Below are 25,597 nucleotides of genomic sequence, written 5' to 3'. Positions count from 1 at the left end.
TGAAAGAGCTATGAGTTTGCGAAAAATTCTCCGTTTCAAACTTTTTCCTATAAATGTGATAATCATCATACTTCTTGTGATCTTATCCGCTAGATGAATAGATAAGTTTATTCTTCCATAAAAATTTTCTTGATAATGATTTTAAACGTCAGGTTATTTTTTGTTTATTTTAATTAATACATGCGTAAATAATGGAATTAAGAGTAGCATTGACTATTTTTTTCTGTTATGCAGCGATTTATTTAATTAAATTGTATTCATGTTTATAAAGGGGGGTAAAAATAAGTAAAATTTACTGATATTGGCGCGCTATAAGTTATTCATAATAAATAAAAGAAGTCATTGAGCATATTATAGACAGTATTTCTTACATTTACATGATTTTATAGTCTTAAATAGTTAATGCCAGTCGTAATGGTACGCAAGGAAATCAGCTTTTTTTCTTCAATTGGAACGTATAAGATCGCTTTTTCAGCATTTCTATTGGCTTTTAAAAAGTGCAGGGGGACTTAAAGGTTTCTTTCTTTTCCGGTGGTTTAAGAAATGATAAGAGCGCAATCAGTTGATTAAAAGGTGTATTCTTTCGTTTGCAGGGAATTTGCAATGGATATAGGCATTACGAATTTTTGATAAAATTTTGTGCGACTTCGCATGATGAAGTGGTTTTTGAAAAATGCCAAGATATCAAAATTACTGCTGAAATTCAAATACTTCAAATAGAAAGAGCCGCTGTGCAGATAATGTTACAAATGCAAGTCTGATAAATGAAATCAGTTCTCATGATTTAACTTGTTTGCATTGAAAGTGTGCGTATTTGCAAAGGAAAGTTAGATGCAAAGTCACAATATGGGAGGGGATGTGAACTCAAAGATATTGTTAATAAAAATAAAACAAAGAGAGGGGTTAAATCATGAACAAGATCATTATAACAGTGCTGTTGCTTTGCACGGGGCTTGTTACTGTTGGTTCACGAAAAAAACTACAGTGTTGAGGAATTTAAGAAAGATAAAAAATTGATGCAAGAATGGGGAAAGAAATGCGATAAAATGGGGATCTCTGCTTTTGCAACCAAGAATTGTCAAAATGTCATGCAAGCCGATATGGAACTTTTTCAAGAGCATTATAGAAATTTTGCAAAGGAACTTCGTGAAAGTGGCAAAAAGGGGAATGAAACTGAAAAAAGCAGGATTAAATCATAAAAATATATTGATAGCGGTGTTTTTCTTTGTACGCGATTTATCATCATAGGTTGGAAAAAATGCGTACAGAAGTCGATGTTAAAATTTTTGAAAATACACAATGAACTGAATGTACAAATTTAATGGGACCCTAAATTGTGTCCTAAACTTTGTAAATTTGAAAAAAGGGGAATTTATTTATGAATAAAGTCATTATCACAGCATTGCTGGTTTGTACTGGACTTATCCTTGCTGGTTGCGAAAAAACCTATAGCGTAGCAGAGTTTAAGAAAGATCCTAAATTGCTCGAGCAATGGGCAATGAAATGTATGATATCAGGGAATTTAGATTCTCAAAATTGTAAAAACGCAGATAAAGCGTATCGTGAAGTTCATGCCCGAGATTGGCCTGGTGCGAGCTTTGTACATGATGACGAGAAAAAAACTGAAGATAAAAAGGAAGGGAATTAAATCATGAATAAAGTTATTATCGCAGTATTGCTGGTTTGTACTGGACTTGGCGTTTCTGGTTGCGAAAAAACTTACAGCGCAGCGGAATTCAAGAAAGATAAAAAATTACTCGAAGAGTGGGTAAAAAAATGTGAAAAGCTGGATCCATCCTCTATGGAAAAATCTAAAAATTGTCAACATGCCAGACAAGCGTATATGGAACTTATGTTTGGCATTAATTAAAAACATACAATTCAATAAATTGATTCTATTACGCTTTTTAGGATCTCTCTAACTTTTAGAGAGTCTTTTGATGGCTTCAAGAATTAGCCGTTTACGATCTGTACTCTTTGTGTAAACGGATGCTATACTGTCATTTGTCTAGCCAAAAAGTGCTTTCAATTGTGATAGTATTGCATCCGAATGAGTTGCTACGTATTATTGCTAATTTTTCAAATTATGCGCTGATTGTTTAATGTTTTGGTTGCATGTATTTAAAACATGAGATTAAATCTACCTTTGGGGTGTTTTTCTGCCTTTATCATAAATAAATGTTTCATCACACTAAGACCGGCTTTAAGCATTGTGGCTAATTTCGGAAAAATTGAGAGGAAATATTTGTTTGGAAATTACTTTTTTCTGTTTTAATAAAGAAAAAAACATTCTAAATGGAATTATTATCGTTTTATACTCAAATATTTTTCTCAAACTATTTTTAAAAAATTGATTTTGATTTGAGAATATTATAGCATTAGTTAAGATGTGAGGCAGTTTTGCTAGGACGGTTTTGCTGGATGTGTGAGGAGGTAAGCGCTCTCCACACCTTTTCATTTTTCCCCTCTCTTTTCTGAGTTTGCAAGATTTTCCCTTGTTATGTTTTATCTTAATTGTGCCGTAATATTATCATTTTGAGCAGTGGAGCTTATGTAAAACTTTGCATATGAGATGCTTTTTGTTTTCGAGTGTGTGATGAATGTTTTTTTAATAACACTTTGATTTATAAAAATAAATTAATTATTTTTTGTTGAACGATGATCTCGTCAAAATCTGTTCTAGGTTGAATCAATTAAAACCATCTGCTTGCACGTTACAAGCACGGAGAGCCGTGTGGTAAAAACTGTTGAAGAAAGAAGTAAAAATGCCTCTTATGAACGATCTCAAGTGCTAAAGGTTGTTATAACATTTGGGGCTGGAAAAATGTGTGATGATGCTGGTTTATTTTCTCATAAGGGTAAAGATGGTGTTCAATAGATTTATCATAAGCTTCATGAAATATTATCCTTTAAAATTGTGATATACACTGAAGGGGGGAAGCAAGAGGACTTACTCAATAAGGAGACAAATTATTTACAGATTGGATTTGGTAGAAAATTTAGTTTTTAAGGTGGGAATGAAGTTGAGATTGAAGGAAGCGTGAAAAGGCGGACACTGATGGTTCAAAATGCATATAAAAAGCAGAGTTAACACTCAAATAGTCGCAAGAGATGTTTGAAATTGGGTGTGTGATTTATCTGTAGAATTAAAATTTTTCTTTGATCTTATGTGAAATTAAGATGCTCATTTGCGTAGATTACAAAAAGCCACAAGAGTATGCTTAGTATATTTCTATTACGAGAACTAAAATAACAACAAAAGCATTGATGGTGATAATCAAGGTTGAATAAAGCATAGCGGCTTTTACGAGATCAGCCATAAAAACCTCTTTCTGTTCTTTTTGAGGTGATTTTATGAATAACAATATGTTACAATCTGTAATATATGCTGATACAATACATTCAGCAAGCTTAAAATCGCTCTTTTTTATAAAGGCTTGAGGAATTAGAGCACTGTGAATCCTAAAAAAGAAAGTTTTAAAGGGGATATTCATTGGTTTTGTAGGTTTTGTGTTGCAGAAAACTTTTTTATCCTGTGATGCTATAAAACACTGTCATTTATAGCGGTAATATAAGGCATAAGTTTTCTTGGAACGTTTAAGTATTTTTTAGTGTGTGATGAATATTCATAGGTTTATTTGTTGCGTTTTCGTTTAAGTGAATCACATGAGTGGAAAGTCAAGAGAAGATCATTTGACAAAAATTCGGACTGCGTACAGAGCCGATTGAGTTAAGATCTTGGTTCTTTAAGGTGAGCGGAGGAAGACAAAAATGTTTTCTGATCGTTCATCTTATAGCAAGATTGGTTAATGCTGCTCTAATGGGACATGTTTTTGCACAAAAGAATAGAACGTTCCAAACGAAATATACTTATGTTGTATATTAATATATTTTTATTGCATATTTATGTACTTGTTTTAAAGAAATATCTCTCAACGCACACGCAGACAGTTTATGATGATACTCGTAAATGGTATAAAGGTAAATTTGAATAATATAACGGTAAAGCTTTCGTGAAATAATATAAAAATCTATAGAATGCTGCCATCTTTACACTTATGAAAGAGCAAGTCACGGTCATCGTACGATTTCTTCTAATGTTTACTATAGCCCTTAGCATTTGAGAGGGTTCATAAGAGGCATTTTTCTTTCAGTGTATTTTATCAACACATCAGGGCGTTGTTTGTGATGTGCGAGAAAGTGATTTTAATTTATTCCACATAGAATAGATTTGAAATGTGATGAGTATGAAAGAGAATAGCCGCATTTAGAAGATTGGAAATGAGGGAAAGTTCGTAACAAAAATTGTACCTTTATTATAAAATGATTGGTTTTCTCTGTTTTTATACTAGTAGCACATGTAAAGCTGCGATATTAAGAGCAAACTGTGTTATGGAGTGAAATAATCTATAGGAAGATGCAGTGAAAATTCTGAAAATATCAATGTGGGGAGCGTTAAGCATTATGCATTGGATAATATTTTGATTTATAATGATAATCTATCGTTATTCAACTTGAATTATAGCCCTGAATACCGATGCATTTTTCCATTCCAAATTTGTTCTAGGTTGAATCAATCAAAATCATGTCTTTTGCACTTACAAGTGGGGGGATCCATGTGGAGAGAAACTGTATAAGAAAGGCATGCTTTTTGAACCGCATTCAAATGCCAAGGATATCGCAACATGAGGGGCTAGCAAAATATGTGATGGTGCTGGCTTGCTTCTTTTATTACGCGTAAAGATGGAAAGTGCTCAAAGGATTTTATACATGTCATGGGAGATTTATCATTATACCATTCATGGGTGGACGCGCGAAATAGGCTTGGGTACACTTAAGAGATGTTTCTTTAAAACAAGCGCGTGAATATGCGATTGAAGACGTATCGAACTGATTGGCTAAGAAACTCTTGAAAAGGTTCAAAAAATCTTATATAGTCATTCATTGCAAAGAAAAGCGAATGATAATTTAAAAAAGGGAGATCGATGGCTGTTTAGCTATTGTAAGATGTCTTTTTTAATATTGCTGTATGGCTGATCTGTTCGAAAGAGCATTCTTTTCGTATCTTATGCGAGATACTGCATGCGTGCAGAAAGAGCATGGGGGAGGGTGTGCCTTTTTGGATGGGTGCACGCTAATTTTGTAGGGTGCCATCTTATGGGGTGCCAGAAGGTATGCAAGTTTAGGTGCAGAGAAAGCCATAAATTATGGAGGGTAAAATGCTGCTATCGGTAAAATGCTGAAATTTTTAATGGGCTTAAGTCTTTATATGCTGCGGGTTTTTGTCAGCAAGTGGTCTTTTTATGGCCAAAGTTCTCGTGAGAGCGTTGTTGTTTTCTGTGGAAGGCGTGCTGGTGATAAAATAGGACAAGATCAAATCGGCAAGGCGAAATAGACAGAGCAAATGTAGAATTTTCGATATTGCTGCGTAAGGTTTAAGTTTATAGCGTTTTGGTGAATTAGTATAGCCGCAATGATGGTTTTGGAGCAAAGCAAGAAAAATATTTGAGAGAATGTGTTGAAAGTTGAAGTGGTATACGCTTTGAAGGAGTGTCGTGCTGTTGTTTGAGCGATGTTTGCACCACGAGCTTGGTTGAGTGTATCAGCATTGTAGAGAACCTGTTTAATCTCCCTCATTTGAAAGTAAGATTGAACAATAGTGTTGAAGGGGAAGTAAAAATGTCTGTAGTGCAATATGGTGATGATAGTTTTGCAGCAAAAGCAAAAGTTCTTGATAACAACCTTATTGATCGTGATTGGGCGATGACAAAATTTGTCGCTGCTGTTAAAGGATTAGCTCAAGTTGTTGATTATGAAAGCAATATGCTAGAGAGCAGTGGTATTCCAGATTACGAAGAAATAAATTTGCGTAAAATACGTGGTTTGCGTGATCTTAATAAATCCATGAGTGATGTGAAGCGCTACATGAATCAAGATATTGAACATGAGGTTGAAAGTTTGCTATCTGATTTACAAGAAAAATTACAGCGTAATAGTGAATTACTTCAAACACATTTAAATGCAGTTAATGATCTTTCTAGAGCTATGCAATTATCTGGACGCGCGAAAGAAATAGAGGAATGATTCAAATCTGATAAATATTGGCTGTTTTAAGTGATGACAATGATTAGGTAGAGCAGTTGATTTGGATAAATAGTGCGTTTAGTGAGTAGACATGTTTTAAGCGCATTTGGGTATTTAAATTATTATCCTGTTGTACTGTAAAACGCTGTTCTTAAAACAATGTCGTTTAAGGTGTGGTGATGTGAACCGCATGCTGTGGGAAGCTAGCTGGAAGAGGACTAAGAGAAGGCGGGCTATTTACAGAGCATTGTTTGCAGACTGAGTTAATAGGGCGCTTCTTTTTTAGTTGAGGGAGGCGATCTTATTAGGAAAGAATAAAGGGGCTAGAAATCAGCTTCCTTCTATACCACCATTCTTTAATTTAGCTTTATGTTTTTCAAAAGCATCTAAAGCACTATCATGTTAAATAATGAAAGATTAGGTCTTTCTTCACGCTTTTTTATTGTGTTTTTTACTGGGGGCATGCCCTTCATGCACGAAAAATTACTCAAAATAGAATGGATTTTTTATTCCTAATTCACGCCCTTGTTTTTAAGAAATATCTAGGCTCTCAAGCCTATTTCGTGATGGTGTTTATGGGGAGCAACGACATCTCTGATGCAACGGAATTTGTGAATGGTATAATAATAAAGTCCCCATGGAAATAATATAAAATCTATGGGGTGCGACCATCTTTATGCTTAATAAAAGAGTCAGTTGATATTGTCATATTCTTTGTTTGCTCCCAATGTTGCTACAGCCCTTGGCACTTGAGACGGCTCATTAGAGGCATTTTTAATCTTTTCTTAATAGTTTTTATCCGCAATGGCTCTTTCCGCTTGTAACTTGCAAGAGACATGATTTTGGTTGATTCAACATGGAACAGGTCTGAAATGAAAGAATCTTACGCTATTTTGGATTTTCATTTTACAAGCAAAACAATGAACACTCTTTATAGATCAATGTGTTATCTTATGAGGGAGGTGGTGTAGCATTGAGATTTTAGAGGGAAAACATGCCTTTAATAATTTATAACAGATACCAAGTTTTTATAGCAGGTATATTAAATGCACATCATCTAAAATAAATGGAGCGTCTACAGCGAAGAAGGGGCTGACTTTTTTTTAAATCCGCATGAATGCTTATTCTGTTGTGCTGTAAAAACATCATCGCTTGAAGTGTGGAGTAAGACATAAAACTTTATGCATGGAGGGGGAATGAGAGAATGCGATGGTATTCAGTTTTTATTCAATAGATAAAAAATCATTATAAATAAATATGTTATTTGATGATGTAATGACTTTTGAGAATTTTAAAAATATACAATTAAATAAAAAAGCAGCACAACGTGCTGCTTTTTTATTTAATTGAAGTTAAAAGTGTTTTTTCTTTAAAAACGATACCGTATTCCGCCAGATACATTGGTCCCCGATACACCAGCTTTTTGCAGTTTTTGCCGGTAACTAATATCACCGCTTAGCACGACATTTTCAGAAAAATAAGCATTCACACCCATGCCTCCCTCAATTGAAGAGCCGGTAGGATCAAGATCAAAGGTATCAGCAATTTTTATTGTTTTACCATCACCAAAAGTTCTGATAACATTCATTTTGCTATAGAAGGAAACAGCCTTGTTTTTTTCAACAGCCGTTATCGTTTTTGTTAAACGTCCACCAAAACGAACCAACCATTGATGCGGATTGCTCATGTCTACTTTTAAGCCATTGGTATCTGAGAAAATATCAAACATGAGATTTTGATAAATGAATTGCACTTGTGGTTCAAAGACCAATCCTTTTGTATCGGTTGCTAATTTCTGACCAAGGGTTGCGGATAGATTAAGGATTTCAGTCCCATCCAAATTTGCGGCATTCCCAACCAGAGCTGTGGTAATATTTCCTTTTAAGGTTCCGTAAGAAAGAAGAGCATTGACATATAGACCATTGCTATGCTGGATGCCGCTATAAGCGGTGAGTGACCATTTATCAAGGGTCGTCTTTTCAGAATCCTGCATCTCTTTTGGCGTAAAGGCAAGTTTTCCGTAGGTTCCTAACAGACCAAAATGTGTGCTTATGTCTTTGCCTTCAAAGGCGGCTAATACGGTTCCCAATTGTAAAGCGCTATAGTTTACATCAGCATCATAACCATAACGCAATGGGCCGCGGTTGGAAGATAAGGCGACTTTCTCGCCGTATGAAGAGAAAAAGAAGTTATTCTTTTTATTATCTTTTGCGCCAAATACTGTTGTTTGCATTGCGTCTAACAACGTGTTTTGGTTATTTACATCAGCAAATCCAGAAGAAAATAAAGCATTAGGCAGGGTTAAATAGTTTGCCACCTGTGGTAAAAGTGCTCGAACTTTTTTATCCTTATCAATGTAGGCATTCTGTAAGCGGAAATCCCAGAAATCACGATTATTTTTGCCAAAAAGATTTTGGCTCTCATGAGATGTTCCTGGTTTATAGCTTGTGAGTACATATTTATAAGGTTGTCCACCTATTGTCATATAGTTTCCTGCTAACCTGAAGGAATTTTCGTTTGCTTGTCCGGAAACTTGAATGATTGAAACCCCATGTGTCCCTAAAGGAAGTGACGCCATGTGTTCTCCCCAAACAGCAGAGCTATCAGTTATTTTTTTATCTGTTTCTTGGAGATTGATGTGAACAACAGTATTCCCTAAGACATCTCCATTAATCACAATACGGTCGGTTTGTTGTTCCGTAACAGGAGAATGTTTGTTCCATTGAGTGTTTACATAAATTTCTGCAGCACCTGTTGCACTATAAACTGCTACTGTGTGAACTGTTTCGTCTTCTTGCGAAAGATTAGTCCCTATAAACAAAGTTTGGTAATGTCCCTCAACGGGCTTCTCAAACATAATGGCACTGTTTGTAAGGCGCAATACAGAAAGATTAGAGAATGATTTTTCATCAAGACCAAACTGTCCATAGTCATCTAAAACAGTATCGTCATCTGAGACATTATCATTATTTATGGCGTTTTTATTTGGCTTTAAGAGCCATTTCGTCTCTTCTTTTAGATCAAAAATTGTTCTATTATCTTTAGAAGTTCTTACTCGACCTTCTAAAGAAGAGTGATCCGCAATCAGTGTAAGAGTGTTTGTGGATTCGCGTTCATTTTTTATATTTTTTAACAAAACATCAGCATTAATTTTTGAATTTTTAAGGCTGACGATACCGTTTGTATTTGTTCCATAAAGGTTGATACCAATCCCTTGCTCAACGAAAAGTTTTGTATTCTCTAGATTTACTTTACCGGCAATATCTTGTTCTTGAACGGCTTTGGTATTTCTTTCAGCACTGCGTGGATATCGTTTTCGAGGGGTATGATATGGGTTATTGCGGAAAATAATACCATTCGCTTCAAATTCTCCTGTGACATGGATGCTTGAATCTTTAAGATTGATTGTCCCTTCTATGTTGACCAAACCAGCTGTTTCTGCTGTTACCGTAATATCTGTGGCATCAATCACTCCACCATCTGAGACACTCAATGCAATAAAACCAGCCTCAACGGTTCCTCCACTCATTTGGATTTTTGAATTATTCCCCTCTGCATCGATAGCACTCCATTTGTCTTGAATTTTTTGGTTATGCACAGTTACAGTTCTACCGTTTTGAGCCTCAACTCGGGTACTGATATCTTTGATTTGCACAGGATTTTCAGGCTGTTTGATGGGGGATGTTGGTTGTGCAAGCTCTGATTTTTCAGATATTTTGTGTGCAGATGCAGATTGCATGGGCGCTGGTTTTACAGATTCTGATGTACCCTGTGATGTTGGTTTTCCAGCCGCTGGCCTTGCAGATATTGATGAAGGCTCTGATGCATTAGGCGTTGGTGATTGCTCTGCTGTTGGTCTTGTAGATTCTGGCTTTTGAGATACAGAGTTTTTAGATACTTTTTGTGTATTCGCTTCTGGTCTTAAAAGTATTTTCTGCCCCGGTTCTGGTTCTTTAGGCGTTGACGATAGTTTTGTTGTTGTTTTTTCAGAAGCCGGTTTTGTAGGTTTAGATTTTTCAGATACTTCTTGTGTAGATGCAGATTGCACAGACGTTGATTGTACAGATTTTGGTATCGGTGATTGCTCTGGTTTTTCAGCTACTGGTCTTACAGATATTGACTGTGTCAGTTCTGATTCTTTAGGCTTTGGTGGTACTTCTGTTGTTGGTTGTATAGATTCCGATTTTGTAGGGACAGAGTTTGCAGGTGTTGACTGTGAATTGGGTGCAGGTTGTGTTGTTTCTGACTGTGAAGATACAGCAGAATTCGGTGAAGTTATTTCGCTGGAAGAGTCTGCAGAAGACTCGGAAACACCTGAACGTCTTCTCGATTTTGCTTCCATTCCTGTTGTTGAAGTTGTCTCTATTGTTGGAGACTCTCCTCTCGTTGGAATCATTCCTGTCGATGGAGATTGTGTAACCGTGTTTTGTGTGGCTGTAGGGTCAAATTGTACACTTTCTGTCGCTTTAGTCTTTGATTTCTGTGTACCTTCTCGATTAGGCTCAGGCTTTTGTTCCGCGGGAGAAGTTACAGCTTCATTTGTTAAAGTTGGGGATGGCGTTTTTTCTCTAGAGCTTTCAGAAGCGCCTGCAGGGGTTTTAGGCTTTGTAGTAGGTTGCTCAGATGGTTGGGTGCGCGTTGAAGAATGCGTCGTTCCCTCAGTAAAGCCTGTATCACTTCTTGAATTTTCTCTACTTTGTGTTTGGGGAGGTTTAGTCCCTGTAGGATTAGATGCTGTAGATGTACCCCCTGTAGGAGAAGGGCTTGTGGTTGTTTGTGTGGGGACAGATGTTGTAGAGAAAGTGGAAACTTTAGAGTTAGGGGCTGGAGGATTTTGAGGTATGTTGAAGGAGTTTCCCAATCCACCATATGGATCAGAAACTTTGGATAGATCTAGCTTTCCACGACGAGGAAGATTTGGAGATACCCCCGTTAGGTCATAACCTGCTGGCGGAGGCGGGGGATTATCACGACTATAATCATACTGACCACTATAATCATCCGCATCACCATAATTACCATTATAACTATAATAATTATAAAGGTAATTATCATTACTATAAATACCATAAGATAAGCTGGTGGTAGAATAAAACAGAAGTCCAGAAACTGTGTATAGTAAAATATTTTTTTTCATATGATGTATTCCTAAATATTTCCTCTCTTCTACAGAATATAAAATTATGACCTCACTATGTCTCTTACAAAAGAAACAAAACGGAACATAATGAGGGCGCTTTATATTTCAAGATAGGGATACAAGTATTTTTAAAAGTGATAGCGCATTCCGGCGGCAATATTTATTGCAGATATGCCAGCTTTTTTGAATTTATGTTGATAGCTGAGATCACTATGAAGCTCGATATTTTGCGATAAGTGCGCATGAATACCAAAACCACCGTCTATTAGAGAGCCTATAGCTGCAAGAGGAAAGTTGTTACTAAAAGTTTTGATCGCGTTTAGTTTGCCGTAGAAGGAAAGGGCATGGCCTTTGTTTTGCGTCAAACGTCCGCCAATACGGAGCAACCATTGATGAGGTTTGCTGATGTCTATTTTAGAATTATTGTCATCTGAAAAAGATCTACTATCTGAGGAAGAGCTAAGCATGAGACGTTGATAAACAAGTTGTGCTTGCGGTTCTAGGATTACACCTTCCAAACTGGTTGACAGTTTTTGACCAATAGTTGCAGCGGATCCTAATGTTTTATGATTCTTCACTTTTGAGGTATGTTTGATGAGAACTGTGGTGTTATTTTCTTTGAAAATTCCATAAGAGAGAAATGCACTTGCATAGATGCCACTGTCATGCTGAATATTTCCATATGCGGTGAGTGACCATTTATCAAACATATTTTTTTGAAAGCTCTTCTTATTTTTAGGAGTAAAAGACAATTTCCCATATGTTCCGAAAAGACCAAAATTGCTGCTGATATTTTGATTGTTTAGCGCTATTAATGTTGCCCCTGCTTGCAATGCAGCATAGCGAATATCTGCTTGAACCTTAGATGAAAAGGTACTCTTATTACCATAAGAGGATAAGAAAACGCTTCTCTCTGGATGATCTTTTGGTTCAAACATTGTTATTTGCATATTGTCTAACAAGATATTTTGATTGTTGACATCAGAAAACCCAACAGCAAACATCGCGATAGGCATGACTAAAGAACTTTCTTTTTGTGGCTTAAGAATTGTTCTTTTTTCTGCCAAATCAAAAGAAGCAGAAGTTGCGGTTGCTTCATTATCTGTAAGTTTAGAGGTGCTCTCGATATCAGCGGTAGCGATTCTCCTAACTTTTGCGGATGTATTAAGAGTCGTTTTCGAGGCTGAGAAAGTGGTGTTTGTTTGGGGATCAATATCAGATTGCGAATTTTCATTTATTTTAGATTGTATAATTCCACGATCTGCTCTTGAGGATGAATTGTTCTTGTGTTGCGTTGCAACATTAGCAGGTGATAATTTATCACTAGTGTGTCTTTGCTTTGTGCTGGAGTTAATAAGAGGTTGTTTATTCTCTTCAGATAGAGGAGGGGATGTCTCTCCTTTTTTCTCCACGTTGCTTATTCCATCGGTGTTCAAAGTCTCTAATACTGCTTTGCGTAAAGTATTGGAAAGTTCTTTGTTTTGTCCTTGTAAGGTACTATCCACTTGTACTTCTTTATGTAATATTTCTGCTTTATTTTGCAGTTCAGATCAATTACGCTTGTCTTGCCTCACCCATTGTTGGTGCGCAGCATCAATACGCCGTTGGTTATCGGCATCAAGGATTGCTGCCGCCTGTGCTGCATCGGAAACCGCTTTCTCGTAGCCGCGTAATAAATTTTCTGCCTTTGTCAATCGGTTTTGACGTAATTGGTCAAGATAGGCATTGGCTTGCATCATGTGTTGCATATCTTGTTGGCGTTTGTTAGCCATGGCTTGGGCACGTATATGATCCATTTCACGGTTCATCACGTTCATATATGCTCCTGAACCATAACGATTTGCACCTGCAAAAGAGCTGTTAATCGTATCTCTTACACGATCCATATGATTTTGAAGTGCTTGGTTGAAGTGCGAATTATCTCTCATCATGGCGCCAGAGACTATCTTCTCAAGATTTTTTTCTGCTTGTGTTGGTGTGTTTATTAAATCAATGGCATGGCGATATTGTTCAGGTAATTTCGTAATCTCTCCAAGGTTATGGCGTGCTTGAGGGCTTAGACCAGAGGCGGTACTGGTAGATGTGAAGTTAAAAGAAGAAAAAAACAAAGCACAAGCGGCTGTACATAACAAAAGATTCTTATGCATAGAGATGTTCCTTAAGATATTTTCTTTTTTTGCTAAAAATGAATCACTTTTTGACACACTATGGTTTTTGTAATACGGTAAAATATAAGCAGCACTGTTTTCATCTCAGCGCTGCTTATGTGTCAAAATAGAGAGCTAAGATTTCTAAAAGCGATAACGCATTCCACCGGAAAAATTAATTCCAGAGATACCAGCTTTTTGAAGTTTATGTTGGTAATTAACGTCAGCATGAAGTGCGATGTTTTTAGAAAGCTGCGCGTTAATGCCAAGCCCACCTTCAAGTGAAGAGCCCATAGAATCGAGATGGAAAGATTCAATAACATCGAGAGTGCGCTCCTCACCAAAAGCTTTGATGACATTCAATTTACCATAAAAAGAAAGAACATGATCTTTTTCAATGGGAAGCATTGTTTTCGTTAAACGCCCTCCAATACGGACCAACCATTGATGAGGGGGCTTTATATTAACCTGGAAGCCATCGATATCTGAAAGAGTGCCAAATGCAATATGTTGATAAATAAGTTGTGCTTGTGGTTCAAAGGACACCCCTTCAACACCAGTTGCTAATTTTTGTCCAACGGTAGCTGATATATTTAATGTATCCGTATTATTTAACTCTGTAGTGTTGCCGATAAGGGCTGTTGTAATATGTCCGTTTAAAATGCCGTAAGAGACCAGTGCATTAACATAGAGACCATTGTCATAGTGGAGGTTCCCATATGCCGTAAAGGACCATTTATCCAGTATGCTTTTGTCAGAACCTTCCATATCCTTTGGTGTAAAAGCTAGCTTTCCATATGTGCCTAAAAGACCAAGATTCGCGGTCATATTTTGATTTTCTAATGTTGCTAATGTCATGCCTGCTTGTATAGCAGCATAACGAACATCCGCACCATAACCATATTCCAATGGACTACGGCTGGAAGATAACGTCATCTTGTTGCCATAAGTTGATAAGAACCCCCCTTTCTTTTTATGGCCTTCTAATCCAAAAACTGTTGAGTGCATATTATCTAACAGTGTATTTTGATTATTTATATCAGCCAAGCCAGAGGAAAATATTGCATTATGCATAACCAAATAGCTTGCCATTTGAGGAACAAGAGCTTTGATCTTCCCTTCATCATCAAGAGCCGCATTCTGCAAGCGGAAATCCCAGAAATTCCCATTTTCTTCTAAGGGGGCTTGTCCGTTGTTTACTTTTCCAAGGGATGATATATTAGCATTTTGCGCGTCTTTCTGTTTTGATTCTTGTGATATTCCGCTTAAATGACTTTGTGCCTTATTGGCTTTCCCACGGCTGGATGTTGGTCCATAGCCATTGAGTACGTATTTATAAGGTAAGCCTTCCATTGTGGTGTAGCCATGGGCAAGTTTGAAGGAATCTTCATTGGCTTGCCCAGAAACTTGAATGAGTGAGAGACCACGCGTATTCAAAGGAATAAAATCTTCTGCTTCTTCATTATTGAATGGTTTTGCAGGATTTGAAAGATTGTTGAAATAGACCGTTGTGGTGCCTGAGACATTACCATGAACGAGAACACGGTCAGTTTTTTGTTGTTCTTTTGTAAGGCCATTACTCCATTCGGTATTAAAATAAATCCTCGCGTTGCCCAATGCATTGTAAACTGTTGTTGCATCAGAACTCCTGTTTTGCTCTGCTTTTGCAACTTCAGCTGTTGGTTGTTTTCCCACGTGCAAGGTTTGATAATGATTGTCTGCTAGTTTATGTGGTGCGTTAAATATGATAGAGCTATTATTAAGGTTTAAGACTGAAACGATTGATTGTGCACGTTGTTTAATATCAGTGAGCAAGTATCCTTTGGAGCTGTCAAATTCTTTGTCTACTTCAAATTGACTAATCTTTAGATACCACTTGCTGTTATTGTTGAGAGTAAAAATCGTTGTATTTTGAGGGAAAGTCTTTCCTCGTCCTTCTATAATCGAATTGTCAGCGCTTAATATAAAAGTGCGAGGATCGGTATCTTTTGTGTTTTCTGGGATTTTATTTTTTAATAATATATCAGAACGAATTTCTGAATTTTTAAGTTCTACCACAGCAACAGATTTTGCGTAATCTGGTCCTAGAATACCAATACCATTTTCAACAAGAAGTTTTGTGTTGGTAAGAATTGCTTTATTGATAACTTTTTCGCCCTCTTTTACTTGGGAACTCGAGATGTAATCAAAAAGTATACCACGACTTTTGTGATGTCCGGAAACATTTATGATTGAATCTTCAATATGGATGATGCCGTTTGAAATTTCTAAACCACGGGAATCTGATTTTCCTACAGTTTTTTTAGCATGAATGCGTCCACCTGTTGTTGCGGTAAATAAATTTGAGTCTGAACGCATTGTTGAGTTTGTAATGGTGATAAAGGCTTTGTCATCAGCAACTACTGTTGTATATGCACCGCGGATAAAAACGTTATTAAAGGTTTTTTCTTCTCCTGCTTTATCCGCACGAGCCATAATCATTATGGGAGCCGATGTCTTTGCATAAGTTGGAGTAAAATGAGAAAAAATGAAAGTTCCAGCAATTGTACATAACAAAAAATTTTTCTTATAAATATATTTCTTACACATAGATATGCCTTTAGTATTTGGTATGCTTTGATGCTTACTTCATTCCCCTGATGGCGCAAGTACCCGGTTAGTTTCTATATCATTATGTTTTTATTGTAAATAACAAAACGAATATTAAATTTTGTTATTTATCGTTTTAAAATTGGTCTTATAAGAACTTTTAAAATAGAAAGCGCAATGCAGAGAAGATAAATTTCAGAAAACCTAGCTTGATAAGTATTTTTGTTTTAAAGTGCTAAAAACCAAAATATTTTGCAAGGGTGTTTGTTGCTTAAGGCTGTTGTTATGAAAACTCTAAAAGTTTTTAGAGAAGATTTGTTGCGCGCTTGCAAAAAGCTTTCAGGTGGTTTTCTTGCATATAGAATTATTCACTATGAATTTTTTTGATGTAAAAAAACTAAAATATTTTGTATTTTTTATCAATATATAACAATTTTTATTGAATCTATTCGATTTTTATAAATCAAAAAGGCAGCTCTCTTGAGAATTCAATGTCCCTTTAGAGATAACAGATTTTGTTAAATTTGGTTTGAGTGAGATTAATTAGCTCAAGAAAAGTGTGTAGAAAGAACCGTTATTAATGGTTCTTTCCGAAAGATTGCAAAAAAGCAGTACATTCGTACTGCTTTTTTTATTAAAAATGAATAGATTATAAGTTATTTTTTGCTTTTTCTTAGAACTGATAGCTTACTCCGCCTGAAAAGCTTGCTCCAGATATACCAGTTTTTTGAAGCTTATGTTGATAATTAACATCAGCATGAAGGGCGATATTTTGTGATAATTGTGCATTTACACCAAGTCCACCTTCAATAGAATCTCCCATAGAATCAAGGTGGAATGGTTCACCAATCTGTATTGTGCCATTGTTAGAAAAAGCTTTAACAACGTTTAGTTTACCATAGAAAGAAAGGGTAGAGTCTTGTTGGCTAGAAAGCGTTGTTTTCGTTAAACGTCCACCAACGCGCACCAACCATTGATGAGGATTGCCCATATTCACGTCAAAGCCATCGACATCTGAGAGTGTACCAAGCATGAGATGTTGATAAACAAGTTGTGCTTGTGGTTCAAAGACTAATCCTTTCGTACTGGTTTTGAACTTTTGTCCAATGGTTGCCGATGCACTGAATGTATCAGCGTTTTTCAATTCTGCAGTCTGTCTGATGAGAGCTGTGGTGATATTTCCTTTGAGCATTCCATAGGAGAAAAGTGCATGGATATATGTACCATTATTATGGCGCAGCCCACTATATGCAGCAATTGACCACTTGTCGAGTGTACTCTTGTCAGCACCTTCCATATCTTTTGGAGTGAAAGCTAATTTCCCATATGTCCCCAAAAGACCAAAACTGGTGGTCATGTTGTGATCTTCTAGAGCTGCTAATGTAATGCCTGCTTGTAAAGCAGCATAGTGAATATCGGCACCATAGCCATATTGTAATGGTGTACGGTGAGAGGATAATGTCATCTTATTGCTATAAGTCGAGAAGACGAGCCCTTTGTTTTTATGATCTTTTGTTTCAAAGCGAGTTTCTTGTATTGTGTTCAGCAAAGTATTTTGATTGTTTGCATCAGTTAGTCCAGCTGAGAATATTGCGTTAGGCATGGACAAATAGCTTGCCACTTGAGGAACGAGAGCTCTGATCTTTCCTTCATCATCGAGCGTTACATTTTGCAAGCGAAAATCCCAGAAATTGTGATTTTTTTCTAAGTTTTTTTGACCGTTATTTTCTTTTACAAGGGATGATGCACCGGTATTGAGCGCATCTTTCTCTTTAGGTGAAACACCTTCAATCATTTTTCCTGATATCGTGTAGATTGTGTAGTCTTTGAGGGTATTTTCTCCTGACTCTTGTGATATTCCGCTTAAATGACTTTGTGTACTATCGGCTTTCCCATGGTTGGATGTTGGACCATAGGCTTTGAGTATATATTTATAGGGCAAGCCCCCCATTGTGGTGTAGCCATGTGCAAGTTTGAAGGAATCTTCATTTGCATTTCCAGAAACTTGAATGAGTGAAAGACCACGCATATTCGAGGAAACAGAATCTTCAGCTTTTAATATCTCACCTTTCGCAAGGTTCTTGATATGGACTGTTGTACTGCCTGATACATCACCATGAATAAGAAGACGGTCAGCTTTTTGCTGTTCTTTTGCTAGACCATCACTCCATTCAATATTAAAATAAATCTTTGCATTGCCAGTGGCATTGTAAATTGTATTATAAGTGTTCTCTATATTGGGGATTGTACTTCCATCAGATCTACGAACTTCAGCTGTTCGCCCTACATACAAGGTATGATAATGATCTTTTTCCTGCCCTTGCGGTGTCTTAAATATGATAGAACTATTATTAAGATTCAGTACTGAAACGGTAGAAAGGGCTCGTTGTTTAATATTACTGAGTTCATAGTTAAACACACTAAAGTCAGTATCGACTTCCTCTTGAGAGGTTTTTAAGTGCCATTTGCTTTTGTTATTCAGAGTCAAAACCGTTGTATTGACTTTTAAAGTTCTTGCTCGTCCTTCTATTGTTGAATTATCAGCGGTTAATGCTAAAGTTACAGGAAGAGTATCGTTGTCATAATATTTACGTTTCGTTTTATTTCTCAATAATACGTCAGATCGAATTTCTGAGTCTTTAAGTTGAACTTCAGCAACGGCTCTTGAGCAGTAGGGACCAAGAATACCGGTACCGTTTTTCACGAGAAGTTTTGTATTGCTAAGAACAACCTTATTGACAACTTTTTCTCCATTTTTTAGCAAATAATCTTTTGTTTCATAAAAAACGATACCACCGGCACCTCCTCGTTGGACGGTTATGGTTGAATCTTCAACGTTGATTATACCATTCTTCGTTTCTAAACCTTTATACACTGTATTGGCTTCAATTTCTTTGGCATGAATGTGTCCACCTGCCGATACAGAAAGTGCAGACATTTCTGTGTGTATTGTTGATTTTACAATTGTGATAGCTGCTTTATCATGTGCCAATATTCCAGGTCCTTTATCGCGGACAAGAACATTATTTAAAGTCTTTTTTTCCCCCTTATTTAACTCAATCTTTCCCAAAATTTCAGGAGGTTGTCTATTTGCATAAGTTGGAGTAAAATGAGAAAAAATGAAAGTTCCAGCAATTGTACATAACAAAAAATTTTTCTTATAAATATATTTCTTACACATAGATATGCCTTTAGTATTTGGTATGCTTTGATGCTTACTTCATTCCCCTGATGGCGCAAGTACCCGGTCAGTTTTTATATCATTATGTTTTTATTGTAAACAACAAAACGAACTATATTTACGGTGTTCTCTATGATTTGAAGTTTTTCTTAGGAAAAGCTTTTTTTATGATCATAAAAAGTCGGAAAAATGGATTTCAGAAAACTTAGCTTGGTTAAGTTTATGCTAAAAACACGATGAAGTATGATATTTAAAATTGTTTATTCAGGACAATCGTTATAAAAGCTCTATAGCGGTGAGATATATTATTTTATGCACTCACCAAAACGATCAGCAAATTTTCTCTGTTATAAGAAGAGATGAGGGGGGCTATTCACAGGCTTTCTTTAAAGAGACTTTTCCTTAAGGGTAGAAAAGCCCATTTTTTAAGGACGCATAGCTCATTTTGCAACGGTGGTTATAAAAGCTATAACGCTAAAGCCATTGAGATCCATCATCTTTACACTTACGAAGGAGCAAGCTGATACCTTTACGCTTATTAAAAGAGCAAACCCATTACACACTTTGCTAACTCCCAATGTTTATGACAAGTCCTTAGTTCTTGATACAATTCATTATAGAAGTTCTTAGGCTTTTCTTATATAACTTTTCTCCACACGCCAGCTCTACTGTAACGTACAAGAAAATTTTTAATTGATTCAACATAAAAAATAAGTAATTACATTATCTTGCCTGAAATAAGATGGATAAGCATTGTCAAAATGGTTTGCCTAAAAAACGGTACTGGAAATATAAATGAATCCTTATAGGTAGTGTTCAGCTCATGGATTGAAGAAACAGGAGGATAAACATAGAAAAGGTATGAAGAGAGAGCTTTTTTTATCATTATCTTTTCCAATGTTGTTTTCTTTATATTGTCTAAAAATACACTTTGCTTAGCTTTATAGACAAATTGGATGATGAATAGCTGCGCAATCCATGTCAAGAGGATGAAAAGCGTATTTAAGTGGAAAAGAAAATACTTCAGGAAAAAATGAATTTCATGTGCGAAAAGGTAGCATACTTGGTGACATATTCTGGATAAAAATACCTTATATTTTTTTGATAAAAATTGCTTAATATATTGATTTATAATGGTAATTTATCATTATTACATTGAATAAGATTCTCGAATACCGTAAGATTTTCTCATTTCAAAGCTGTTTATCTTGAATCAACTAAACCCACTCATTTGCACATAACAAGTGGGATGAGTGTGTGGATAAAAACTGTACAAGAAAAGACTAAAAATGCCTCTTATGAACCGTCTTAAGTTCCAAGGTCTGTTGCCACATTGGGGGCTGGAAAATATAATGATGGTGCTGGCTTGCTCCTTCATAAGCGTAAAGATGGGGTACTCAATGCCTTTACTGTTACAGCATTCATAGGCGCCTTTGCGAAATAGATTTGGGTGCTTTAAGAAATACCTCTTAAAAAAAGCTCGTTGAATGTGCAACCCAATGGCGTTCTGTTTTACATGATGGTCGTGACTCCATTAAAGAATGAGAGAAACAAAAACGTGAGGCAATGTGTAATCTCCATTACTTAAAAGACATTGCCTTAGATGCTTTTGAAAGTCGTAAATCTGAATTAAGAAATGACGGTAAAGATGGAAACTGGTTTTCATCTTTAAAACTTTATATTCTCCCTAAATTAGGCTGTCGGCCTGTTTTATAGATTACATAAACAAGAAATATACAATACCCTCGCTTCCATCTGTCATACAAAAGCTGTCGCTGCTAATGCAGCACTGATACGTTTCAAGCTCTGTTTCAAACATGTTGCGGCGTTTGGCGTGGATATTGATTTTACAGGCAGTAGAAAAAGCAAGGGCTCTCTTAAGGAGGGGGGATAAGTCTCATTAGGATTTATATAAAGCAAAAAAGGCAGCACGTTGTGCTGCCTTTTTTAAATCGAATAGAATGAATAGGCTATTTTTACAGCCTTGATTTAAAACTGATAGCGTATTCCACCTGAAAAACTTGCACCACTTATACCCGTTTTCTGAAGCTTTTGTTGATAGCTTACATCACCATGAAGGGAGAAATTGTGAGATAGTTGTGCATTGATGCCAACGCCGCCTTCAATTGCAGGGCCCATAGGATCAAGGTCAAAGTCTCTACCAATATGAATGGTACCATCATCACCAAAAGTTTTGATTAAGTTTACTTTCCCATAGAAAGACATAGGACGGCTGTTTTCAGTGGAAATGGTTTTGGTCAAACGTCCACCAACACGGATTAACCATTGAGAAGGATTGTTCATATCAACAGTAAAATTATCAGCATCTTCAATGGTGTTAAACATCAAATGTTGATAGGCAATTTGTGCTTGTGGTTCGAAGGTTAAACCTTCCATTCCGGTTGCAAATTCTTTGCCAATAGTGGTGGAGATACTCAACATTTTGGCATCGTTCAACTTTGCTGTATTTCCTCTGATGGCATTGGTGATATGCCCTTTTAGGATACCGTAGGACAAGAGTGCATCGATGTAGAAACCACTGTTATGCTGTATACTGCCATAGGCTGTAATGGCCCATTTATCCAGCGTGTTCTTCCCTGCATCTTTCATGTCCTTTGGTGTGAACGACAGCTGCCCATAGGTTCCCCCCAGTCCCAGATGTGTTGTGGTATTTTGCCCTTCAATTGCTGCCAATGTAACACCGGCTTGGAGAGCAGCATAGCGAATATCAGCACCGTAACCGTATTTGATAGGTCCGCGTTCAGAAGATAAAGTTCCTGTATTTCCATAGGTGTATAAGAAGAATGCATTCTTTATTCCTTGTTCTTGTCCTATGGCGGATATTCTCATATTAGCTAAAAACTCGTCTTGCTTAGCTATATCGGTTAATCCACTGTAGAAGAGAGCATTTGGCATAACCAAATAGCTTGCTGTTTATGGTACAAGAGTAGCCACACTTGGACCAGAGCCAGAACTAGTTTCAAGAATTTCTTTGTGTAAGCGGAAATCCCAGAAATTTTCATTCTTTCATCAAAGAGGCTTTGTGCAATATCGGCCTGTCCGTGGCTTGACTCTGGTCCATAAGCAGTCAGTGTATATTTATAAGGTAAACGATCTCTTGTGGTATAGCCATTTGCCAATTTGAAAGAGTTTTCTTCTGCTTTTCCAGAGACTTGAATAAGCGAAAGTCCACCGATATTCGAAGGATCTGCAGCATTTACTACACTATCGTTATTCCCTGAATCGCTTTTGATATAAACTGTTGTGGAGCCTGAGACATCACCATGAATGAGAAGCTTATCGGTTTTTTGATCGGCACTTGCTACGCCATCACTCCAAGCAATATTGAAGTAAATCTTTGCATCTCCCGTTGCGTTGTAGACTTCTTGCATGTCTGGTTTACCAGAACCTATATGTAATGTGTGATAATGCTCTTCTGTTGGTCCATTAAAGATAATAGAGCTATTGTCGAGATTAAGCGTGGAAATATCAGAACGAGATCTTTGAGCAATATCAATCAGTTGGCCATCATCATCTTTTTCTTTTGTACTGGTCTTTAGTGTCCATGTTGTCTTGTTTTTCAGATCAAAGTGTACATTTCTGTCTTTAGCAATATTTGCTCTGCCTTCTAAAGTAGACTGATCAGCGCTTAAGGTGAAGGTGCCGTTGGAGATCGCTTTAACATCTTTACTGTCCCAATAATTGTCGTTTTTCCAAGATTTTGGATCTTCGAAAAGACCATCTCCTAACAATACATCAGCATGGATTTCTGAATTTTTGAGATTGACTGTACCGATTGATAAAGTTGGAATATCTTCCATGTTTGTGTTAGTGAAACCTCCAACAAAAATTCCAGTACCATTTTCAGCGTGAACATCTGCATTGGTCAAATTGATTTCATTGCTTTGATATTTTTGAAGTACATCTGATTTAATATTATAGAGGGCTATAAATTGCAAACCAGAAACTCCTGCTGTTAGAGAAGCATTCTGGACATCAATATGTCCGTTAAATGCCGCCCATAGTGCAACTTTTTTTGCATTTATTTTATTTTTTATTGCATTCTGCGCTGCTCTAATATAACCATTCGTCATCTTAATCGTGCTATTATTCCCTGCTGTGAGACCAACATCAAAATTTTGAATGATTGTTTTACCATTTAATTCGATTGCACTATCAGACTCCGCAACGTTTACACCAACGGTCATTGTTTTACTTTCACCACCGGTTATAATTAAATCTCCGCTAATGATTTTACTTCCACCGTCTGCATAAAAACCTTCATCGACATTTTGAATGGTTGTTTTGCCCATTAACCTAACTTCACTACCAGAGTCCGATGTCCATACACCAGTGCGTTCGTTGTCGGGTCCTTGATCAATTGCTTCACCACCGATTATCGATAAGTTTTCGCTAATGATTTTACCACCATTAACGGCATCGAGTCCGCTCAAAGTATTATTAATTATTGTATCACCATGCAATTGAATTGTACTGTCATCGCCACTTACAAATGCACCGCCTCCTTTTCCCTCTGTTGTTAAAGCAACATCTGTGGCATCAATATGCCCTCCGTTGATTGCGAATAACGCTGTTTCGTTCGCGGCTACGGATCCTCCCATCATTATGATCTTAGATCCTGAACCGTCTGCAAGGAGTCCTTCGCCATCAGATGATGTAATGTTAGCATTGTTTTTTAAGATAATCGTACTGCTGGCTTCGGCGCTTCCTCCTACATCACGTCCACTAAATGATCCTCCTGAGACTGTTATTGTTGAGTGATCATTTGCAACTATACTGGCGGCTGCCTGAGTCACTTCTACATTATTTAAAACAACGGTACTTTTGTCTGCTTTTATTCCATATTGTAGTAGCTCATTGTCTTTAGCACTTGATATTGTCACATTTTCCAGTTTGTTTTTATCGCTCTCACTGCTCACGAAGCCAGCTCCATTATAGGAGGCTTTAATGGTTCCTCCAGTCATGCTGATTGTGCCATTGTCATGTGCATAGAGTCCGTCGTCTTCAGATGACATAATTTGCGTATTATCGGTTAAAATGACACTGCCGCCGTTTAGAGCAACTATTGTCGAATCTTTTGCATCAAATGATCCGCCATAGACTGTTACTGTAGAAGAATTTTCTGCTACTATGGCGCTATTTGCTTGCGTTACTGTTACATTTTTTAAAGTGACTGTACTATTTTTGTCTGCGTCTATTCCATAGATTAGTAGCGCATCGTCTTTAGCACTTGATATCGTCACATTTTCCAGCTTGTTTTTGTCGCTCTTACTGTTAAAGAAAACAGCACCCGCTTTGGAAGCTGTAATGGTTCCCACAGCCATGCTTATTGCGCCACCATCTTTTGCTTCAAGCCCGATTATACCATCACTAATGGTCGTTTTTCCAAGCAATTCAATTACACTGTTATTGCCATTTGCGAATGCACCGAATCCATATATAATACCAGCGCCCTCAGTGAGCGCATCTACTCCTACTGTTTTTAGAGCAACATCTGTGACCTTAATATGTCCGCCGTCTGCAGCAGCCAATGCTGTTTTTTTCCCAGTTACGGTTCCATCTGTCATTACGATTGTGGAGTTTGATGTTGCTGCGAGTCCATTGGAATCAGATGATGTAATCTGTTTAACATCAGTTAAAACAATGTTGCTGCCACTGATGGCTTGTATTGTGTCTCCTTCTGCCTCAAATGATCCGCCAGAAACTTTTATTGTGGAATCATGATCCGCAATTATGGCGTGCTGTGCTTGAGTCACTTTTACATTTTTTAAAGTGACAGTACTTTTATCTGCGTCTATTCCACTGATTAATAGTGCACCGTCTTTACCACTTGATATCGTTATATTTTCCAGTTTGTTTTTGTCGCTATTACTGCTCTCGAAGAGAGCACCAGCCTTGGAAGCTGTGATGATCCCCCCAGTCATGCTGATTGCGCCACCATCTTGTGCTGTAAGCCCGATTTTCGTATCGCTAATAGTAGTGTTTTCCAACTCAATCACACTGTTAGAGCCTTTAGAAAATGCTCCAAAACCATCGGTATAGCCAGAGCCCTCAGCTGGTTCATCTGTTCCAGTCCCCTTTGTTTTTAAAATAACATCAGTGACCTTAACATGTCCACCGTCTGCTGCGTTATAGGGAAAGACATCCAATTTTTCGCAAGTTGCAGTCAGTTATAATAGGATTTTTCCTCTTTGTTTTAAAACATGAGGGAAAAAACATATTATATGTGCGGAATTGGGCTTTCTCGCGAAAAATTCATGCAAGATCTGGACAAAGATGCCACCGGTACCTTGGTACGCTTTTTTGACGTTTTAGCGAAATCAGAACAGGGCATGCGCTCGCTGATTGCCATTGCTGGACGGGACTTCACGGGCGATTTTGCTAAATTGGTAGGCAATCCCGAATTGTTAGGGCAAGCTTTAGATTATGTGAAAG

The 25,597-nt window shown here is 37.0% G+C and carries 11 protein-coding genes and 3 pseudogenes; 8 read left to right on the top strand and 6 right to left on the bottom strand.

The annotated features are described in order from the left end of the window. Nucleotides 1–910: 910 nt before the first annotated feature. From PVV60_RS04940 to PVV60_RS04915, 6 genes and pseudogenes are all read left to right on the top strand, one after another. A pseudogene (locus PVV60_RS04940) lies at nucleotides 911–1,199 on the top strand (EexN family lipoprotein). 179 nt (nucleotides 1,200–1,378) lie between these two features. Continuing rightward, a complete protein-coding gene (locus PVV60_RS04935) occupies nucleotides 1,379–1,648 on the top strand; it encodes an EexN family lipoprotein (RefSeq protein WP_273723556.1) in 270 nt (89 codons plus the stop codon). Nucleotides 1,649–1,651: 3 nt separating this feature from the next. Further along, on the top strand, nucleotides 1,652–1,870 hold the full coding sequence (locus PVV60_RS04930) for an EexN family lipoprotein (RefSeq protein ID WP_273723553.1): 219 nt from the start codon (nucleotides 1,652–1,654) through the stop codon (nucleotides 1,868–1,870). Between the two features lie 864 nt (nucleotides 1,871–2,734). Continuing rightward, nucleotides 2,735–2,878 carry a hypothetical protein gene (locus PVV60_RS04925; protein ID WP_273723552.1) on the top strand — a complete coding sequence of 48 codons (144 nt, stop codon included), beginning with the start codon at nucleotides 2,735–2,737 and terminating at the stop codon, nucleotides 2,876–2,878. Between the two features lie 2,358 nt (nucleotides 2,879–5,236). Further along, on the top strand, nucleotides 5,237–5,395 hold the full coding sequence (locus PVV60_RS04920; protein ID WP_273723550.1) for a hypothetical protein: 159 nt from the start codon (nucleotides 5,237–5,239) through the stop codon (nucleotides 5,393–5,395). A 284-nt stretch (nucleotides 5,396–5,679) separates the two neighbouring features. Then, nucleotides 5,680–6,084: a flagellar protein FlgN gene (locus PVV60_RS04915; protein ID WP_273723548.1), complete on the top strand. Its 405-nt coding sequence runs from the start codon at nucleotides 5,680–5,682 to the stop codon at nucleotides 6,082–6,084. Between the two features lie 1,369 nt (nucleotides 6,085–7,453). Here PVV60_RS04915 and PVV60_RS04910 read toward each other — a convergent pair. The 5 genes from PVV60_RS04910 to PVV60_RS04890 all read right to left on the bottom strand — a co-directional run bounded on the left by PVV60_RS04910 (nucleotide 7,454) and on the right by PVV60_RS04890 (nucleotide 19,141). Further along, complete coding sequence (locus PVV60_RS04910; protein WP_404977294.1) at nucleotides 7,454–10,426, bottom strand: autotransporter outer membrane beta-barrel domain-containing protein; 2,973 nt, start codon at nucleotides 10,424–10,426, stop codon at nucleotides 7,454–7,456. Between the two features lie 926 nt (nucleotides 10,427–11,352). After that, nucleotides 11,353–12,729 carry an autotransporter outer membrane beta-barrel domain-containing protein gene (locus tag PVV60_RS04905; RefSeq protein WP_273723544.1) on the bottom strand — a complete coding sequence of 459 codons (1,377 nt, stop codon included), beginning with the start codon at nucleotides 12,727–12,729 and terminating at the stop codon, nucleotides 11,353–11,355. A 45-nt stretch (nucleotides 12,730–12,774) separates the two neighbouring features. Beyond that, nucleotides 12,775–13,371, bottom strand: coding sequence for a hypothetical protein (locus PVV60_RS04900; RefSeq protein ID WP_273723542.1), 597 nt, complete (start codon nucleotides 13,369–13,371; stop codon nucleotides 12,775–12,777). Nucleotides 13,372–13,515: 144 nt separating this feature from the next. Then, a complete protein-coding gene (locus PVV60_RS04895; RefSeq protein ID WP_273723541.1) occupies nucleotides 13,516–15,960 on the bottom strand; it encodes an autotransporter outer membrane beta-barrel domain-containing protein in 2,445 nt (814 codons plus the stop codon). A gap of 673 nt (nucleotides 15,961–16,633) precedes the next feature. Next, on the bottom strand, nucleotides 16,634–19,141 hold the full coding sequence (locus PVV60_RS04890; RefSeq protein WP_273723540.1) for an autotransporter outer membrane beta-barrel domain-containing protein: 2,508 nt from the start codon (nucleotides 19,139–19,141) through the stop codon (nucleotides 16,634–16,636). 1,289 nt (nucleotides 19,142–20,430) lie between these two features. On the opposite strand from PVV60_RS04890, the pseudogene PVV60_RS04885 reads away from it, so the two are divergent. Beyond that, nucleotides 20,431–21,021 (top strand): annotated as a pseudogene (locus tag PVV60_RS04885) (integrase); the annotation flags it as partial. Nucleotides 21,022–21,130: 109 nt separating this feature from the next. Here the strand turns inward: PVV60_RS04885 and PVV60_RS04880 are convergent. Next, a pseudogene (locus PVV60_RS04880) lies at nucleotides 21,131–24,486 on the bottom strand (autotransporter outer membrane beta-barrel domain-containing protein). Nucleotides 24,487–25,395: 909 nt separating this feature from the next. On the opposite strand from PVV60_RS04880, the gene PVV60_RS04875 reads away from it, so the two are divergent. Beyond that, nucleotides 25,396–25,597 (top strand): hypothetical protein (locus PVV60_RS04875; protein ID WP_342752787.1); only part of this gene is annotated, 202 nt, incomplete at its 3' end.

It is taken from the genome of Bartonella sp. AU18XJBT (assembly GCF_028618595.1).
Taxonomy (GTDB): Bacteria; Pseudomonadota; Alphaproteobacteria; order Rhizobiales; family Rhizobiaceae; genus Bartonella.
This window is presented reverse-complemented; position numbering and strand designations above follow the sequence as displayed.

What these genes read in the sequence shown, in the direction of transcription:
- PVV60_RS04890 (WP_273723540.1), bottom strand. Translation starts at nt 19,141, where the DNA reads ATGTGTAAGAAATATATTTATAAGAAAAATTTTTTGTTATGTACAATT.
- PVV60_RS04910 (WP_404977294.1), bottom strand. Translation starts at nt 10,426, where the DNA reads ATGGAAGCAAAATCGAGAAGACGTTCAGGTGTTTCCGAGTCTTCTGCA.
- PVV60_RS04915 (WP_273723548.1), top strand. Translation starts at nt 5,680, where the DNA reads ATGTCTGTAGTGCAATATGGTGATGATAGTTTTGCAGCAAAAGCAAAA.
- PVV60_RS04935 (WP_273723556.1), top strand. Translation starts at nt 1,379, where the DNA reads ATGAATAAAGTCATTATCACAGCATTGCTGGTTTGTACTGGACTTATC.
- PVV60_RS04900 (WP_273723542.1), bottom strand. Translation starts at nt 13,371, where the DNA reads ATGCATAAGAATCTTTTGTTATGTACAGCCGCTTGTGCTTTGTTTTTT.
- PVV60_RS04920 (WP_273723550.1), top strand. Translation starts at nt 5,237, where the DNA reads ATGCTGAAATTTTTAATGGGCTTAAGTCTTTATATGCTGCGGGTTTTT.
- PVV60_RS04930 (WP_273723553.1), top strand. Translation starts at nt 1,652, where the DNA reads ATGAATAAAGTTATTATCGCAGTATTGCTGGTTTGTACTGGACTTGGC.
- PVV60_RS04895 (WP_273723541.1), bottom strand. Translation starts at nt 15,960, where the DNA reads ATGTGTAAGAAATATATTTATAAGAAAAATTTTTTGTTATGTACAATT.